Consider the following 16,375-nt stretch of genomic DNA (forward strand, 5'->3'; position numbering starts at 1 on the left):
GAGTGTTTGGTTAGGAAAAGTTAAGTGCGGCTGGTAATTTCTAGCAGGTGATAACCAAACTGGGTTTTCACCGGGCCGTGCACTTGGCCGACCTCGTCATTGAAGACGACCTTATCGAACTCAGGCACCATTTGGCCGGGGCCAAAGCTGCCGAGGTCGCCACCTTGGCGGCTGGAGGGGCAGCTGGAGTGCTCTTTGGCGACTTCAGCAAAGTCGCGACCGTTTTGAATTTCTTCTTTGAGTGCTAGGCACTGCTCTTCGCTGCTGACTAGAATGTGGCGGGCGCTGGCTTGTGTCATTGGTTGCTCCTGACTAAGTAATTCTGAGAATCATTCGGGGCGATAGTTTACCACGGCTTACCCAGGGCTCCGCTATAGCGCAACGCTTCACCCACCTTGGCCAAGGCGCGTTCGTGAGCACTTACCGCCACTGGCCCGCGAGCACAGCTAACGATCACCCAGGGCCCTTCGGTGGTAGTCTCAACGTTGGCACGCTCGGCGATACCGGCATCGCAGCTACGCCGCTGCTGAGTGCCGGTTTTATGGGCTAAGCTTACGCCGCTGCCCAGGCCCGCTTTAAGACGCCGCTTACCGGAACGGGTTCCCTGCATCACCGCGAATAGGGTTTGTCGCTGCTCGGTGCTTAAGTCATCCATGCCGCCGTCTAGGCTAGCCAGTAGGTCGCCAAAGGCGCGTAAGGTGCCCACGTTTTTGCCGGTAGCTTCATAGGCATCAAAGGCGTGATCGTAATCAGGCTGGGTGAAAGATGCTGTGCTAACGCCTAGCGCGCGGGCCAACGCCTGGGCGCGCTGACTTACCGGATGCTGACGCAGAGCGATAAAATCCATTCCGCCAAGCGCACGTGCATCCGGGTGCAGCTCGCCATAAACACCTTGGCGGACGCCGACCAGTTTTGAGATGGGTCCGATGTCATCGGGGTTGCCACCGCTTGCCGCGATCATCATGCCGGCGCGCTGATTCACCGCTTCAAGCCCTACCCGATCAATCAACATATCCGTGGCGGTGTTATCGCTGACGGTGATCATTTGCTCCATCAAGTAGCGAATGGAGATCGGTGTGCCGGGGTCGTGCCAGTTGGTTGGGCCCGCGCCGTCGACAAAGTCGCTACGCGAAAGTGTTAATCGCTCATCCAGCGTCAAGGTGCCTGCCTGTCGTTCGGCCAACACTTGCGCCGCCACCGGTATTTTAATCAGCGAGGCTAAATACCAAGGGGCATCGGCGCGCCAGGAAAATGCTTCACCGCTGGCGAGGTTCTGTACATAAACGCCCAGCTCGCCCTCAAAGACGCCTTCGATAGCCTTCAAGCGTGCAGTTAAATCGCCCTGCCAGGCGCTCTTTTTATCTACCTCATAGTACCAATGAGCATCGTACCAGTTTGTCTCGTACCCGTTGGTCTCGTCGCTGTTTGCATAAGCGGGTAGCGCCAACATCAGCGCTACCGCCACAAGCCCGTACTGTATCCAGTGTCGCAAAATAACTCCGAACTTTTAGTTAACGGTAATTGTTCACCCAGCGAGTTAGCCAAATCCACGCGGCGGCGCCAACTATCAACAGCCCGCCAATGCCAAGCGACTGTGGATAGGTATACATTCCTTCGCCTTCTAACAAAAAGCGCAGCACCAAAAAAATCATCACAATATGGAAAATAAACGCCTTGAGGGCATCAGAGCCGACAATCGTTAGCGGCACTAATGCTTTTGCTGCTTTAGCACCGCCCGCCAGAGCAAGGGCTAACAACACCAAGGCGCCGCCAAGACTAAACAGCATAAACTCAAGCCCTGGTGGGTGTTTGCCGACATTGTTCGCTACTGCCAGCATCGCTGCGTGCACATCACCACTGGCAAAAGCCAAGCCATAGAACCCTGCAATCATCAGCGCGCCCAGGCCCAATAGCGTAAGCACTAAACGTCGTCGTGTGGCGGGGTCAGAGTAGCAGCGCAACAGGGCTTCTCCGATTAACAGACCAATCAAAATTAACGGCGCACGGCTAATTTGCCCCCAGGTATAGTGGTCTTCGTGATCCACCAGCAACGCTTTGAGGATATCGTTGCCACCAAAAGTAAGACTCTGCAGCCAGACGGTAAGCGCGGTTAATGCGCCAATGGTGGCGAGTCGACTCCACAGCGGCGCCCGCGCCCATAGCGGTAGTATCAGCGGCACCCATAGCAGCGCAATGGCGTAGAAACCTAAGATTTCGACCCAAATCGCAAAGCGGCCATACAGCAACGCATCGACAATTTCACTGGGTGGGTAGTAGGGAAGCATTTCAAAGACAGTCAGCGCCTTGTACCAGAACCATACTTCTACGGCACGTAGCCAGAGTTTTAAGCGGCGCCTTGGCCAATCGTCACTTTGGGTATGCGAAAGAAACGCCACGGCCAGCGCGATGCCAAACACCATAATAAACAGCGAAGAGGAGAACTTGGTCAGAAAATGGATCGGCACCATGCCCCAATCGGGCACATTACGAATGCCGACGAGGCCACTGACAGCGTGACTTAATATCATCAAGCCAATGGCTAGACCACGCGCCAAATCAATCGCTTCTATACGGCCTTCCGCCTTGGGCAACTGGGGCTTGTCTGTCCATTTTAGAGGCGTCCAATTCAGCGGCGTCCATTTCACAGGCATCGAAACGTCCTTGTAGGGGCAAGGATCGAATCATTACGCAAAACGAGGCGTTACACCATAGCCGGCAGACCTCCTCTAAGCCCACCCAGCGTCCACCGCCAGTTCCTGACCGGTAATTGCATGGCTTTCGGCGCTGGCTAAAAACAGCACGGCGGGAGCGATATGTTGGGGCTCAAGGCGCATTTTTAGGCACTGGCGCTCTTGAATGGTGATTTCGTCCTCGGGACTAATCCACTTTTCGAGCTGACGTTCGGTCATCACCGCGCCGGGCACCAGCGTATTAACGCGGATATTATGCTCACCCAGGTCGCGTGCCAGGCTGCGGGTTAAGCCGTGCACTGCGGCTTTAGCAGTGACATAGGCGGGCAGGCCGCCCAGCGCCATTTGTACGCTGACTGAGCCAAAGTTAATGATCGAGCCACCTCCTGTCTCGATCATCTGTTGAGCCGCCGCCTGGGCAGCAAAGAACATCGGCCGCAGGTTGAGCGACATGCGTTCATCCCAGTAGGTAACATCCACATCCTGCCAGCGGTGACGATCATCACTTGCAGCATTGTTAATCAGGGTATGGATTGGGCCGAGGTGCTGGCCGGTCTCGGCGATCACTTGCTGTAGGCTTGCTACGTCGCGAATATCGCAGTGATGAAAGCGCGGCGCTTCGCCTGTCTCGGCTCTTAGCTCCGAGACCAACGCCTCACTAGCTTCATCGTCGATATCGACAAACACCACCCGTGAGCCCTGATGGTGAAAGGCGCGTGTAAGCGAAGCCCCGATGCCACTGCCGCCGCCAGTAATAAAAACCACCCGCTGCTCAAGGCTCGCATAGCGCGCTGAAGGTTGGTTCATAGGTGTCTCTCTTCCATTTATTGTTATTGCCGAAGACCGTTTCTACATATCCACCCACTGCCCACCGGCGGCGGACGAGGCCAGTGCGCGGGTAATGAACGTCAAACCATCGACACCATCGGTGACGCCGGGCGTTGGCATCACCACTGCGTTGGCACTTTCGCCTCGTTGATGAGCCTGAATCTGCACGGCGAAATCACGATAGAGCTGAGCAAACGCCTCCAGGTAGCCTTCCGGGTGCCCCGGCGGAATTCGCGCGGCCGCCATGGCCGCTTCGTCCAGGCCCGGGCCGTTCCGGGTCAATATCCGTGGAGGTTCTCCCAGCGGTGAGTGCACTAGCTGATTGGGCGTTTCCTGGCGCCAGGCCAGGCCACCTTTACTGCCATAAACGCGTAGCTGCAGGCTGTTTTCATTGCCCGGCGCCACTTGGCTCGACCACAGCATTCCCCGTGCGCCACCTTTAAAGCGCAGTAACATATGCACGTTGTCATCCAGCGCACGGCCTTCAACAAAGGTGTGCATATCGGCAGCAAGTGATTCCAGTTGCAACCCGGTGACGTAGCGCGCCAGGTGGTAGGCGTGAGTGCCGATATCCCCCAAACAACCTGCCGGGCCGCTGCGTTTGGGGTCGGTGCGCCACTCGGCCTGCTTGACGCCGCTCTCTTCCAGGCGGGTGGAGAGCCAGTCTTGCGGGTACTCCACCTGCACGACGCGAAGCTCGCCCAGCTCACCGTTGGCCACCATCTCTCGCGCCTGGCGAACCAGCGAGTAGCCGGAGTAGTTATGGGTCAAGCCGAAGAAGAGTCCCGTCCGCTCCACCAGCTCGGCGAGGGTTTGCGCCTCCTCAAGGGTGATCGTCATCGGCTTATCGCAGATGACGTGAAAACCCGCTTCTAGAAAGGTGCGCGCTACGTCGAAGTGCACATGGTTGGGGGTTACAATGGCGACCACGTCAATACCATCCGGCCGCTTGCGCTCCGCTTCGGCCATGGCTTTGTAATCGGGGTAGGCGCGTTCATCCGCCACGTGCAGTTCCGCTGCGGCAACCCGGCTGCGCTCGGGGTCAGAGGCAAAGGCCCCGGCGACCAGTTCATAGTGGTCATCGAGCCGCGCGGCGATGCGATGCACTCCGCCGATAAATGCTCCCTGTCCACCGCCGACCATACCCAGTCGCAGCCGACGCGGCGTGTCGTGTTGAGTGCTCATGTCGTGTTGCCCTTCGCTGTCGTTGAATTAATGGGGTTGAATTAATTGAGGCACGTTATTAAAGACCGAGGATGCGGCGATTGGCAGCCTGGTCGGAGCCGCCGTCAGCGAAGTCATCAAACGCCCGCTCGGTCACCTCAATAATGTGGTCGCGGATAAAGCTCGCGCCTTCCCGGGCACCGACTTCCGGATGCTTCAGGCAGCATTCCCACTCCAGCACCGCCCAGCCGTGGTAGTCGTTGGCCGCCATCCAGGAGAAGATCGACTTAAAGTCGATCTGGCCATCACCCAGGGAACGGAAGCGGCCCGCGCGCTCCGTCCACGACTGATAGCCGGAGTAAACGCCCTGCTTGGGGCTGGGGTTAAACTCGGCGTCTTTAACGTGAAACATCTGAATATGGTCGCGATACACGTCCAGAAAGCCGCGGTAGTCGAGTTGCTGCAGGATCAGGTGGCTGGGGTCGTAAAGGATGTGGCAGCGTGGATGGTTGCCGACCCGCTCGAGGAACATCTCAAAGGTGATGCCGTCGTGCAGGTCCTCGCCGGGATGAATCTCGTAGCAGAGATTCACACCCGCCTCGTCAAAGGCGTCCAGTATTGGCCGCCAGCGTTTCGCCAGTTCATCGAACGCGGTTTCGATCAATCCTGCCGGGCGCTGGGGCCAGGGATAGACGTAGGGCCACGCCAGCGAGCCCGAAAAGGTGCCATGGTCGGTTAGGCCGAGATTTTGCGATGCCTGGGCGGCCAATTTCAGTTGTTCAACGGCCCAAGCCTGGCGCGCACTGGGATTGCCGCGCACTTCGGGTACTGCAAAGCCATCAAACATCTCATCATAAGCCGGATGCACGGCGACCAGTTGGCCCTGCAGGTGAGTGGAAAGCTCAGTAAGTGCCAAGCCATGCCCAGCCAGGGTTCCTTTGACCTCGTCACAGTAGGTCTGGCTTTCGGCGGCGCGCTTTAAATCGAACAGGCGCGCATCCCAACTGGGGATTTGCACACCTTTATAACCTAACCCTGCCGCCCAGGCCGCAATGCTATCCAGGCTATTAAAAGGGGTATCGTCACCGGCGAACTGGGCGAGAAAGAGCGCTGGCCCTTTGATGGTTTTCATAGGACTCTCTCATATCGTTTGGATTAAGCGCTTGGTTAGGCGCGGGAAGAAGTAATGCTGTTTTCCCGCGCCTATTAATGACTACTCAATCAATAAGCAATCAACAAGCGATCAGAACGGCGAATCGGGGAAGTAGTACTGCTCGGCGTTCTCCTGGGTAATCAGCGGCGAACCCAGAATGTATTCGCCCAGCACGGGGCCATTGGAGACAAAGTGCTGCACGGTCAGGTCCATCGCGGTGGCAATCATCGCGGGCGGATAGAGCACGTCCACCGGTACCAGCTCATCGCCCTCCATGACCCGTTTGATAATGTCCTTCATGCCCGCCCCACCGACGATAAACAGCTCATCTTCACGGTCTGCTTGACGTACCGCTTCAATGACACCCAGCGCGATGTCGTCATCCTGCGCCCAAACGGCATCGATGTTCTCGAAACGTGCTAAATAGTCCTGCATGACCTCGAAGCCATCATCGCGATTCCAGTTGGCGTGCTGCATGTCGAGGATATTGATCTCAGAGCCTTCGATCGCCTCTTGGAAACCTTGCACACGCTCGTCATCAATCACTGTGGGAATACCCCGCAGCACCACAATGTCGCCTTCATCGTCCAGCTGCTCACGAATATACTCGCCGGAAACGCGGCCTAACTCATGGTTGTTACCCGCCACGTAAAGGTCTTCGATACCCTCTTCCGTTAGCCCACGATCGACCACCGTGACGAACACGCCTGAGTCTTTAACCCGGCGCACCGGGTCAGTCAATGGGCCCGACTCAAATGGCAGCACGACTAAGGCATCGATGTTGCGCAGTGATACTAAATCTTCCAGGTCATTAGCCTGCTCGCCAGCGGTGCCCGCGGTGGAGATGGTGATTTCAATATCCGGGTAGAGTGCTTCAAGGCGCTTTTTGGCCTCTTCGGCATGGTAGTTGACCCCGCCAGTCCAACCATGAGTGGCTGCTGGAATGGAAACACCGATGGTGAACTCCTGGGCAACGGCGGCGCTGGAAAGCCCTATGGCTGCCGTGGTAGCTAACGTTGCTACGGCGGTTTTGATAGTCGGCATCGTAATGCTCCTTTTGTCTTTGTAGTTGTTAGACTTGTTGATACGTTTTTGGCGGTTGAGACGTGTTAGGCAGTTGAACGTGTCAGGTTGCTATCGTTGTTATATGGTTGGTGTAGGTTTGGCGTTAAGGCCCGGTTTTTCTCCATGACGCACGCTGCAAATAGACCGCCACAATAATGATGATCCCTTGCACCGTACCGTTGAGATAGTTGGAAATGGCATCGGTTAGATTGAGAATATTGCCAATCATGGTCAGCATGATGGCACCCACTACCGTGCCCCAGATACGTCCATGCCCACCCTTCAGCATGGTGCCGCCAATAATCACCGCGGCAATCGCTTCAAGCTCCCACAACACCCCGGTAGCCCCCGAGGCAGAGCCCAAACGCGGCACATAAATAATCGTTGCCAGCGCCACACACACGCCTTGCAGCATGTAGGTCAGAGTTTTCACGCGATCCACATGAATGGCGCTGTATTCGGCGACTTTTTCATTGGAGCCGATGGCAAAGCAGTAGCGCCCAAAGCGGGTGTAGTTGAGCAAGATGTAACCTATGACGGCCACTGCCAAAAACACCCACACGGGGATAGTGATGCCCAAAAAGCTGCCGTAGTAGACCGGGCGATAGATATCGCGCACGGCCCAATCCAGAGTGAGGGTTCCGCCATCGGCAAGGTAGGTCACCAGCGAACGGTAAATCCCCATGGTGCCGAGAGTGACAATAAACGCTTCAATCTTGCCTTTCGTCGTCACCATGCCGTTGATAAAACCAGCGCATACCCCCAACAGCAGCGACGCGCCAATTCCCAATAGCACGGTGGTCCACCCCGCGCCGAACTGCTCCACGAGGCTGTTCATCAGAATTATCATGACACCCGCAATAAAGGCCGCCATTGCCCCCACGGAAAGATCCAGCCCACCGGCGGTAATCACGAAGGTGGCGCCGATGGCGATAATGCCGATAAAGGCACTGCGGGTGAGCATGTTCGAAAGGTTATCCAGCCCCAGAAACGCCGGGTTGATCAGCACACCCAGTACCGCCAGCGCCAACAGCGCCACAAACGGCCCCCAGGTTTTTAGGTCAACAGCGAACCGTTTTGAGGCGGGCATTCGTTGCCGGGTCGTTATGTTATCGGACTTTTCGTTATTAGCCATGACGCTGCTCATCTACCCCTACTCCCTTAATGCCGGATGCGTACTGCATGATTTCTTGTTCGTTAATCTGCTCACCTTCAAGTACGCCAGTGAGAACGCCGGCACACATCACCGCCACTCGGTGGGATAGCCCAATCAGCTCGCCCATCTCCGACGAGATCAGAATCACCGAGCAGCCTGAATCTGTTAGCTCGCGGATAAAGTGATAAATCTGATGTTTGGTGCCCACATCGATGCCACGCGTCGGTTCATTGATAATCACGACTTCCGGGTCGATGGACATCACCTTGGCGAGCAGCAGCTTCTGCTGGTTGCCGCCAGAGAGTTCAGCAGCGGTGCGAGCAGCTGTGCGCAGCCGAATATCGAAGCGTTCAATCGCCTGTTGAAAGGCTTGCTCTTCACGGCGGCGGTCAATTAATGGATGGCAGTGAGCGCGCAGGTTGAGCAAGGTAACGTTGGAGCGCAGATCCATGTTGAGCACCAGCCCTTTGCCCTTGCGATCCTCGGTGAGATAGGCAATGCGCTGATATACCGCATCACGCAGGTGGCGCATTACCACTGGCTGGCCGTGGCGCAGCACCTGCCCGGCGCTTTTGCGGCGCAAGCCCAGCACCGCTTCAATTAATGCGGTGCGACCCGCCCCCACGATGCCGCCGAACCCCAGCACCTCGCCCCGGCGCAGGGTAAAGCTGGCCTGCTTAACGGCACCGGGCACCACCATATCGCACACTTCCAGCACTACCGGCGCATCGTCAGGAAGGAGGGTACGCGGCGGATACATTTCAGTGATCTCACGCCCCACCATCAACCGCGCCAACTCCTCTTTGCTGCGCCCGGCCATGGGGCCGCTATCCACTAAGTGGCCGTCGCGCAGCACCGTCACGCGGTCAGCAATCTGCTCGATTTCACGCAACTTGTGGGAGATATACAAAATGGCCACGCCCCGCTGGCGCAGGCGGTCGATCAGCGCAAACAGCACCTTTACCTCGTTTTCGGTCAAGGTGGCGGTGGGTTCGTCCATGATCAGCACGCGCACGTCGCGGGTAATCGCCTTGGCGATTTCCACCATCTGCTGATCGGAGGTACTGAGGTCTTTCACGCGGGCGCGTGGATCAACATGCGTTTCAAGCTCTGCCAGCGCCGCCCGGCTACGCTCGCGCATGACACGTCGGTCCAGAAACAGGCCCCGGCGCAGTTCGCGGCCCAGGAAGATGTTCTCCTCCACGCTGAGCTGTTCCGCCAGTGCCAGTTCCTGATGAATCATCACCACACCGTCGGCTTCTGCCTCACCGCTGGAGCGGTAATGCCGTTGGCGGCCGTCCACAATCACGTCGCCAGAAGTCGCGCTAAGGTAACCTGCCAGAATTTTGACCAGCGTCGATTTTCCCGCGCCGTTCTCGCCAAGCAAGGCATGTACTTCACCCGCCTGCAGATCGAGATCAACGTCGAACAACACTTGGTTATCGCCAAACGAACGGCAGAGTTTGCGCGCTGATAAGAGCATGGAGCCACCTGTTGTTACTGTTGTTATTATCCGTTTAAGGCTTTCTCACATTATTTGCTATCGTGCGATGCTTTATTTACTTTAGGTGCTAAAATAAATAAATGCATATGCAACTTAGGTCGCATTTTGTGATTTTTCACCTCAAACAATAACGGCACTTTTTATGGCGCTTCCGTCGACTGATACCAGCCGCCACGACAACACACTAGCGGTAATTCGCACGCTGCGTGACCAAGGACCTGTCGCACGTGTCGACCTGGGCGCACTGAACGGCATTAGCTCCGCCACCATTACCTCGATCAGCGCCGATTTAATCCAGCAGGGCCTGATCAATGAACGCCCCCCTGAAACACTCCGCCCCACCGGGCGTGGCCGGCCAAAAACACTGGTTCAACTCGACCCTAATGCCGCCTGCGTGGTGTGCATCAAGCTATCGATCAATGAGATCCAGGTGGTGGTGGGTGATTTCTTGGGCCAGGTACGCCATAGCGAGCATCACATTGTGCCCACTCTGACGCTGAGCGCCGATGAACTAGCAATGTTATTGGAAGAGAAGATCAGTGCTGTCTGCGCTCAGCAGTTGAAGGGATTTCAACGTTTGGCGGGGATCTGCCTGGCGGTGCAAGGCGTGGTGTCGTTACAAAGTGGCACTATTATTTGGTCGCCCGCCTTGAGCTTGCGCAACGTGCCAATATCCTCTCGTTTAGCGGAACGTTTTCACTGTAGCGTGCTGCTCGAGAACGATGCCAACTGTATCGCCAGCGTGCTGGCAGCGCAGCCAGCCTACTCAGGCTATCCTCATTTGGTGGTCATTATGCTGGGCTACGGCATCGGCATGTCGGTGTTGATTAACGGCGTGCCATTTCTGGGGGCCAATGGCTCGGCGGCAGAGTTTGGCCATAGCAAATACCAGCCGGAGGGCGCCCTCTGCGCCTGCGGGCGACGGGGCTGTATCGAAGCCTACGCTAGCGACTACGCACTCTACCGAGCCGCCGCAGGCCATTTCAACTTGCCTACCGGCGACAGCGCGCACCCATCAGAGGAGCAGATGCAGGCGCTAACCCAATTAGCATTAAACGGTGACCCGGCTGCACAGCGTATCTACACCGAAGCGGGCCGGGCGCTGGGCTATGGTATCGCCAATATTCTGGCACTGTTTAACCCCGATCTAGTGCTGATCACCGGTTCTGGTGTACGTGGTTTTGGCGCTATGCAGCCCGCTATGCACGCTGCCATTGACGAAGCCCTGGTGGCCGAACTGATAGGCACTACGCGTATAGAGAGCTGCGCCTGGGATCGTGACATGACCTGCATGGGAGCCATCGCCATGGCGCTACAAGCCACCGATGCCCAGACGCTATTAGCCAGCCAGACCAAATCCGTCAGTTAATGCGAATGCCTCGGCACATCAGAACCCCGGCAGCCGACCAGGAAGTCGAAGTCGCAGCCTTCGTCGGCTTGGAGCACATGTTCGATATACAGCTGGCGGTAGCCGCCCTGGCTGGCGATGAGTGTCGAGGCGGCGGTGGGGTCGCTCTCGGCCAGACGTGAGGCCAGCTCTTCGTCGCTGAGTTCCAGGTTTAGTCGGCCGCTTTCGCAATCGAGTTCGATCCAGTCGCCATTGCGCACCGCCGCCAGCGGGCCACCGGCGGCGGCTTCCGGGGCCACGTGCAGCACTACAGTGCCGTAGGCGGTGCCGCTCATGCGAGCATCGGAAATACGCACCATGTCGGTAATCCCCTGGGCGAGAATCTTGGGCGGTAGGCCCATATTGCCCACCTCCGCCATTCCGTGATAACCCCGCGGGCCGCAGTGTTTCATAACCAAAATATCATTGGCTTCAACATCCAAATCCGGGTCGTTGATGCGCGCCTTGTAGTCGTCGAAGTCCTCAAACACCACCGCACGGCCGCGATGCTGCATCAGCTCGGCGGTGGCCGCCGAGGGTTTGAGCACGGCACCGTTGGGGGCGAGGTTGCCGCGCACCACGCAGATACCGCCATCTGCCGTAAGCGGATTATCCAGCTTTCGAATCACCTCGTCGTTGTACAGCGGGGCGTCCTGGACGTTTTCCCACAGCGTCTTGCCATTGACGGTTAAGGCGTCCTTGAACGGCAGTCGGTCGGCCTCACCCAGGTGTCTAAGCACCGCGGGCAGGCCACCGGCGTAGTAGAACTCCTCCATCAGAAAGCGCCCCGAGGGCTGCAGGTCCACCACCGTGGGCGTGCCGCGCCCGACCCGGCTCCAATCGTCCAACGTTAGATCGACACCAATACGGCCAGCAATCGCCTTGAGATGAATCACCGCGTTGGTGGAACCGCCGATGGCCGCGTTGGTGCGGATGGCGTTATCGAACGCTTCCTTGGTGAGGATTTTGGAGAGCCGTAGGTCTTCGTTGACCATCTCGACGATGCGGTTACCCGATAAATGGGCGAGTACGTAGCGGCGGGAATCGACTGCCGGAATCGCCGCGTTGTGGGGCAGCGACGTGCCCAGCGATTCGGCCATACAGGCCATGGTGGAAGCGGTGCCCATGGTGTTGCAGGTACCTGCCGAACGGGACATCCCCGCCTCGGCGGCCATAAAGTCGTGCAGCGATATTTCGCCAGCCTTAACCTGCTCGGAGAGCTTCCACACCACGGTGCCGGAGCCAATGTCCTTGCCCTTGTGCTTGCCGTTGAGCATCGGCCCGCCGGTGACCACGATGGTGGGAATATCGCAGCTCGCCGCGCCCATCAGTAGCGCCGGGGTGGTCTTGTCGCAACCGACCAGTAGCACCACCGCATCGATGGGGTTGCCGCGAATCGCCTCCTCCACATCCATGCTGGCCAGGTTGCGGGTGAACATTGCCGTGGGGCGCAGGTTGGACTCGCCGTTGGAGAACACCGGGAACTCCACCGGGTAGCCGCCCGCCTCCAGCACGCCCTGCTTTACGTGTTCCGCCAGCTTCCGAAAGTGCGCATTGCAGGGGGTCAGCTCCGACCAGGTGTTGCAGATACCGATGATCGGCTTGCCCTGGAATTCATGGTCGGGAATGCCCTGGTTTTTCATCCAACTACGGTACATAAAACCATTTTTATCGGCGGTGCCAAACCACTGGGCAGAACGTAATGGGCGCTGACGATCAGACATAACAAAGCCTCCGTACAAACCGGGAAAAAGTGACTAACGAATAAAGGGGAACGGTTTAAGCGTCAGGCCCGCTGACGACGGGTCTGTTTCCAACGGTCGAACATCACCGCCAACAGCAGAATCGCACCACGCACCAGGTATTGGTAAAAGGTCGGCACGTTGAGCAGGCCCATGGCGTTCTGCACGCAGCCCATAATCAGCACACCGACCACCACGCCGGTAATGGTGGCCACACCGCCGGATAGCGCCACGCCGCCCAGCACACAGGCGGAGATCACCGCCAGTTCCAGGCCCATGGAGGTATTGGGATCGCCCAGTCCCATGCGCGATGCCAACAGCACGCCGACCACGCCCGCGACGACACCTTGCAAGCCAAAAACAATAATTTTAAGGCGGCGGACGTTAACCCCCGCTAGGGAAGCAGCTTCCGAATTACCGCCAGTGGCCAGCACATTGCGCCCGAAAGAGGTCATATTGAGTACTACGCCAAAAATTACAAAACAGGCCAACATGGTCCACACCGGTAACGTCAGGCCCAGAAATGAAGCGCTGCCCAAGTCGAAGAAGCCCGGCACGGTAATCATGACGGCGTCACCACCGGAGGTGATATAGGCAAGCCCACGGACAAACTCCATCGCGGCCAGGGTCGCAATCAGTGAATTAATGCCGAACTTGGCAATCACCAGGCCATTGAAAGCACCTACCGCACCGCCTGCCACAACGCCACCAATAACACCGATAAAAACGCTACCGGTACTGGAGGTCACCACCGCCGCAACTACCCCCGCAAAGGCCACGATAGAAGCGACCGAAAGATCCACCTCCCCCAGGGCAAGTACTAGCATCATGGTGGTCGCCAAGCTGCCGATCAGCGTGATCGATAGCAGCAGCCCGACCATATTTCGCCCGGTCAGAAAGTCAGGAATGAGTACTGCTAACGCCACAAACAACAGCAAGAAAACGGCAATTAATCCTGAGGTGTCGAGCAGTGTGCGCAGCGGCTTGATGAGCCCCTGGCGCCCCGCTGGGCGTGCAGGCGTGGTATCGCCTTGGGTTACATTGTTGGTTGTCATAGTGTTTGTCCTGAACCTGTCTCTTAAAAAAGTACTGAAAAACCGACTAGGCGGGTAGCGCCAACCCCAGCAGGCGCTCCGGGGTGGCCGACTCACGCGGCACCACTTCCACCAGCTCTCCGTCACGCATCACGGCAATGCGGTCGCAAATCGAGCTGACCTCGGCCAGGTCACTAGAGATCACCACAACGCTTTTGCCTTGTTCAGCCAAGTCGTAGAGCAGCGAGTAAATATCCCGCCGAGCACCGACATCAATACCTCGGGTCGGCTCGTCCATCACAAATAAATCGATCTCCTCGGCGAGCCAGCGGGCCAGAATCACCTTTTGCTGGTTGCCGCCGGAAAGTTTGCCGATCGGTGTGCGCGGGCCCGGCGTTTTAACACTGAGTTGCTGGATATACGACTCGGCATTGCGCCGTTCGCGTCCGGGGTGGCGGAATAATCCCCAGCGTTTAAAAAAGCGTCGACAACTAATGTTGAGGTTGTCGGCCACGCTGGCCACGGGGAAGATCCCCTGGGATTTTCGGTCCTCCGGGCACATGGCAATACCGGCACGAATTGCCTCAGCGGGGCTTTTAAAACGTCGTGCTTCACCGTTAAAGTGAACACTGCCTGCCTTGGGTGTCTCGACACCGCAGACAAGACGCAGCAGCTCGCTACGCCCCGCCCCCACCAAACCAAACAGCCCAAACACTTCACCGCGCTTAACGGAGAAACTGACCGGCGCTTTTAGGCCGCGCCCTTGGATACCTTCCACGCTCAAAATCACGTCACCATGTTCGCGAGCACGATAGCCGTAGACATCGTCAATATCCCGGCCAACCATTTCACTTACTAAAAGATCATGATTTAGCTCGGACATGTCCTCGTGGGTTCGGATGTGCTGGCCATCACGGAAAATAGTGACCGCATCGCACATCTCGAACACCTCTTCCATGCGGTGGGTGACGTAGAGCACCACCCGGCCTTCGTCACGCAGCCGTTTGACGATGCGCTTAAGCTGGCGAATTTCCTGAATCGAGAGGCTGCTGGTGGGTTCATCGAAGGCAATAACCTTGGCGTCGCGCAGCAAGGCGCGACCAATTTCGATCATTTGCTGCTGGCCGATGGAGAGTTCACGCACCTTGGTCGAAGGATGGATCTCCCCCTCACCCAGGTCGGCGAGTATTGCCAGTGCTTTCTCACGCAACTGACGGCGGTTTACAAATCCCCCCCGTGTGGGCAGCTGCCCTAGCAGCAGATTTTCGGCCACCGACATATTGGGTGAGAGCGTCAGCTCCTGATAGATAATCGCGATCCCCTCGCGCAACGCCTCCCGAGCATTGTTAAAGACATGGCGCCGCCCATCGATCCAGAGTGCACCTTCGGCAACCCTGTTAACGCCGCTAAGCACTTTGAGCAGGGTGGATTTACCTGCGCCGTTCTCGCCCATCAGGGCGTGCACTTGGCCGGCGTGAGCCGCAAAGCTCACGCCATCCAACGCACGAACGCCGGGGAAAACGACACTAATCGCATCGAAACGTAGATAAGCATCAGACATGATTCAACTCCGGCAGACGTGACAGGCCCAACGCCTTATAAACCCAGCTCTTCACGCACTTCCTGCCAGTTGTCCCGGGTCATCAGCGTGCCAGAGGTTTCAGTGTTGGCCGGTGGCTCTTCACCTTCGCTAATCCAGCGGTAGAGGTCTTCGGCTGTTTGGCGGCCATGCATGGTAGAACTCACTGCCACGGTGCCATGGAAGCCGGTGGGGTTGTCGCGGGAGAACTCCGCAAAGGCAGCGCCGGAGCCGTTAATGCCGACCCCAATCACATCCTCGGATGCCAGGCCGTACTGTTCGGTAGCCCGCACGCCACCGAGTACACTCTCCTCATTGAGGGCATAGATCACCCAGTGCTCGTAATCGCCGTGCTGAGAAAGCACTGGCGACGCGGCAGAGAAGGCACCGCTGGTGTCGGTGCTCTGCTGAGGCGCATCGAAAATATTGTCTTCAGGAAAACCGGATGCCAACAGCGCTTCGGTCGCGCCATCCGTGCGTTCCACCGCTGTGGGGAGCTCGTTATTGGTAATGCGAAGCGCGGCAACCTCTTCGGGATTCCAACCGCGTGCTTCCATTTCGGCGTTAATTGCCTCGCCTACTTGCCGACCAATTTGGGTACCTGACATACCCAGGTGCGGCACGCCTTCCATCGGTTCACCGCTGGAGGTGACAAACTGGTCATCCACGGTGACTACTTTCATTCCGTACTGCTCGGCGCGGTTCATGATCGCGGGCCCCAGGCGTACATCCGGCGGGCAGATCACAAAGCCTTCGGCTCCCTGAGCATAGAGGTTATCAATGGCGCTGAGCACCTCCTGACCATCTTCGCCCCCAAGGCGCACCACTTCGAAGCCAAGCTCTTCACCGGCTGCCGTGGCCGCTTCCTGTTCATTGATAAACCATGCCTGTTCCGGCTTTTTAACGATAAAGCCGATCTTCACCTCATCCTCTTGAGCCTGAACTGAGCCTAAGGAGGCCAGCATAATGGCGCTACCGAGAGCCAAACGCGTAAAGGTGGTCGTCAATTTCATTGTTATACTCCTGCGATTTATGGCGTTGTTTTTATTGATAATTAATTTTTATATTACAAG

At 57.4% G+C, this 16,375-nt stretch carries 13 protein-coding genes and 1 pseudogene; 1 reads left to right on the forward strand and 13 read right to left on the reverse strand.

The annotated features are described in order from the left end of the window. Positions 1-20: 20 nt before the first annotated feature. The 9 genes and pseudogenes from ACUVOF_RS11220 to ACUVOF_RS11260 all read right to left on the reverse strand — a co-directional run. Positions 21-308: pseudogene (locus ACUVOF_RS11220) on the reverse strand (peptidylprolyl isomerase); the annotation flags it as partial. Between the two features lie 38 nt (positions 309-346). Beyond that, positions 347-1,450 carry a serine hydrolase gene (locus tag ACUVOF_RS11225; RefSeq protein WP_447044804.1) on the reverse strand — a complete coding sequence of 368 codons (1,104 nt, stop codon included), beginning with the start codon at positions 1,448-1,450 and terminating at the stop codon, positions 347-349. A gap of 61 nt (positions 1,451-1,511) precedes the next feature. Further along, a complete protein-coding gene (locus tag ACUVOF_RS11230) occupies positions 1,512-2,651 on the reverse strand; it encodes a heparan-alpha-glucosaminide N-acetyltransferase domain-containing protein (protein WP_447044434.1) in 1,140 nt (379 codons plus the stop codon). Between the two features lie 75 nt (positions 2,652-2,726). After that, positions 2,727-3,497, reverse strand: coding sequence for an SDR family NAD(P)-dependent oxidoreductase (locus tag ACUVOF_RS11235; protein ID WP_447044435.1), 771 nt, complete (start codon positions 3,495-3,497; stop codon positions 2,727-2,729). Between the two features lie 42 nt (positions 3,498-3,539). Then, positions 3,540-4,703 carry a Gfo/Idh/MocA family protein gene (locus ACUVOF_RS11240; protein WP_447044436.1) on the reverse strand — a complete coding sequence of 388 codons (1,164 nt, stop codon included), beginning with the start codon at positions 4,701-4,703 and terminating at the stop codon, positions 3,540-3,542. A 58-nt stretch (positions 4,704-4,761) separates the two neighbouring features. Further along, positions 4,762-5,814, reverse strand: a complete 1,053-nt coding sequence (locus tag ACUVOF_RS11245; RefSeq protein ID WP_447044437.1) for a sugar phosphate isomerase/epimerase family protein — start codon at positions 5,812-5,814, stop codon at positions 4,762-4,764. Positions 5,815-5,925: 111 nt separating this feature from the next. Beyond that, the gene (locus tag ACUVOF_RS11250) at positions 5,926-6,879 is read right to left on the reverse strand and encodes an ABC transporter substrate-binding protein (RefSeq protein WP_447044438.1); all 954 of its coding nucleotides are present in this window, start codon (positions 6,877-6,879) and stop codon (positions 5,926-5,928) included. A gap of 124 nt (positions 6,880-7,003) precedes the next feature. After that, positions 7,004-8,035 carry an ABC transporter permease gene (locus ACUVOF_RS11255; protein ID WP_447044439.1) on the reverse strand — a complete coding sequence of 344 codons (1,032 nt, stop codon included), beginning with the start codon at positions 8,033-8,035 and terminating at the stop codon, positions 7,004-7,006. Further along, a complete protein-coding gene (locus ACUVOF_RS11260; protein WP_447044440.1) occupies positions 8,028-9,539 on the reverse strand; it encodes a sugar ABC transporter ATP-binding protein in 1,512 nt (503 codons plus the stop codon). Before ACUVOF_RS11260 ends, ACUVOF_RS11255 begins: the two co-directional genes overlap by 8 nt. Positions 9,540-9,702: 163 nt before the next feature. Here ACUVOF_RS11260 and ACUVOF_RS11265 point away from each other — a divergent pair, with 163 nt between their 5' ends. After that, positions 9,703-10,929, forward strand: coding sequence for an ROK family protein (locus ACUVOF_RS11265; protein ID WP_447044441.1), 1,227 nt, complete (start codon positions 9,703-9,705; stop codon positions 10,927-10,929). Here the strand turns inward: ACUVOF_RS11265 and ACUVOF_RS11270 are convergent. The 4 genes from ACUVOF_RS11270 to ACUVOF_RS11285 form a co-directional block, all read right to left on the reverse strand. Continuing rightward, positions 10,926-12,671 carry an IlvD/Edd family dehydratase gene (locus tag ACUVOF_RS11270; protein ID WP_447044442.1) on the reverse strand — a complete coding sequence of 582 codons (1,746 nt, stop codon included), beginning with the start codon at positions 12,669-12,671 and terminating at the stop codon, positions 10,926-10,928. The genes ACUVOF_RS11265 and ACUVOF_RS11270 overlap by 4 nt on opposite strands. A gap of 62 nt (positions 12,672-12,733) precedes the next feature. Next, positions 12,734-13,744, reverse strand: coding sequence for an L-arabinose ABC transporter permease AraH (araH, locus tag ACUVOF_RS11275; protein WP_113269429.1), 1,011 nt, complete (start codon positions 13,742-13,744; stop codon positions 12,734-12,736). A 46-nt stretch (positions 13,745-13,790) separates the two neighbouring features. Beyond that, entirely contained in the window at positions 13,791-15,284 is a 1,494-nt protein-coding gene (araG, locus tag ACUVOF_RS11280) for an L-arabinose ABC transporter ATP-binding protein AraG (RefSeq protein WP_447044443.1), read from the reverse strand. Positions 15,285-15,319: 35 nt separating this feature from the next. After that, a complete protein-coding gene (locus ACUVOF_RS11285; RefSeq protein WP_447044444.1) occupies positions 15,320-16,315 on the reverse strand; it encodes an arabinose ABC transporter substrate-binding protein in 996 nt (331 codons plus the stop codon). Positions 16,316-16,375: the final 60 nt, after the last annotated feature.

The organism is Vreelandella sp. H-I2, assembly GCF_052959335.1.

What these genes read in the sequence shown, in the direction of transcription:
- ACUVOF_RS11225 (WP_447044804.1), bottom strand. Translation starts at nt 1,450, where the DNA reads ATGTTGGCGCTACCCGCTTATGCAAACAGCGACGAGACCAACGGGTAC.
- ACUVOF_RS11230 (WP_447044434.1), bottom strand. Translation starts at nt 2,651, where the DNA reads ATGCCTGTGAAATGGACGCCGCTGAATTGGACGCCTCTAAAATGGACA.
- ACUVOF_RS11235 (WP_447044435.1), bottom strand. Translation starts at nt 3,497, where the DNA reads ATGAACCAACCTTCAGCGCGCTATGCGAGCCTTGAGCAGCGGGTGGTT.
- ACUVOF_RS11240 (WP_447044436.1), bottom strand. Translation starts at nt 4,703, where the DNA reads ATGAGCACTCAACACGACACGCCGCGTCGGCTGCGACTGGGTATGGTC.
- ACUVOF_RS11245 (WP_447044437.1), bottom strand. Translation starts at nt 5,814, where the DNA reads ATGAAAACCATCAAAGGGCCAGCGCTCTTTCTCGCCCAGTTCGCCGGT.
- ACUVOF_RS11250 (WP_447044438.1), bottom strand. Translation starts at nt 6,879, where the DNA reads ATGCCGACTATCAAAACCGCCGTAGCAACGTTAGCTACCACGGCAGCC.
- ACUVOF_RS11255 (WP_447044439.1), bottom strand. Translation starts at nt 8,035, where the DNA reads ATGGCTAATAACGAAAAGTCCGATAACATAACGACCCGGCAACGAATG.
- ACUVOF_RS11260 (WP_447044440.1), bottom strand. Translation starts at nt 9,539, where the DNA reads ATGCTCTTATCAGCGCGCAAACTCTGCCGTTCGTTTGGCGATAACCAA.
- ACUVOF_RS11265 (WP_447044441.1), top strand. Translation starts at nt 9,703, where the DNA reads ATGGCGCTTCCGTCGACTGATACCAGCCGCCACGACAACACACTAGCG.
- ACUVOF_RS11270 (WP_447044442.1), bottom strand. Translation starts at nt 12,671, where the DNA reads ATGTCTGATCGTCAGCGCCCATTACGTTCTGCCCAGTGGTTTGGCACC.
- araH (WP_113269429.1), bottom strand. Translation starts at nt 13,744, where the DNA reads ATGACAACCAACAATGTAACCCAAGGCGATACCACGCCTGCACGCCCA.
- araG (WP_447044443.1), bottom strand. Translation starts at nt 15,284, where the DNA reads ATGTCTGATGCTTATCTACGTTTCGATGCGATTAGTGTCGTTTTCCCC.
- ACUVOF_RS11285 (WP_447044444.1), bottom strand. Translation starts at nt 16,315, where the DNA reads ATGAAATTGACGACCACCTTTACGCGTTTGGCTCTCGGTAGCGCCATT.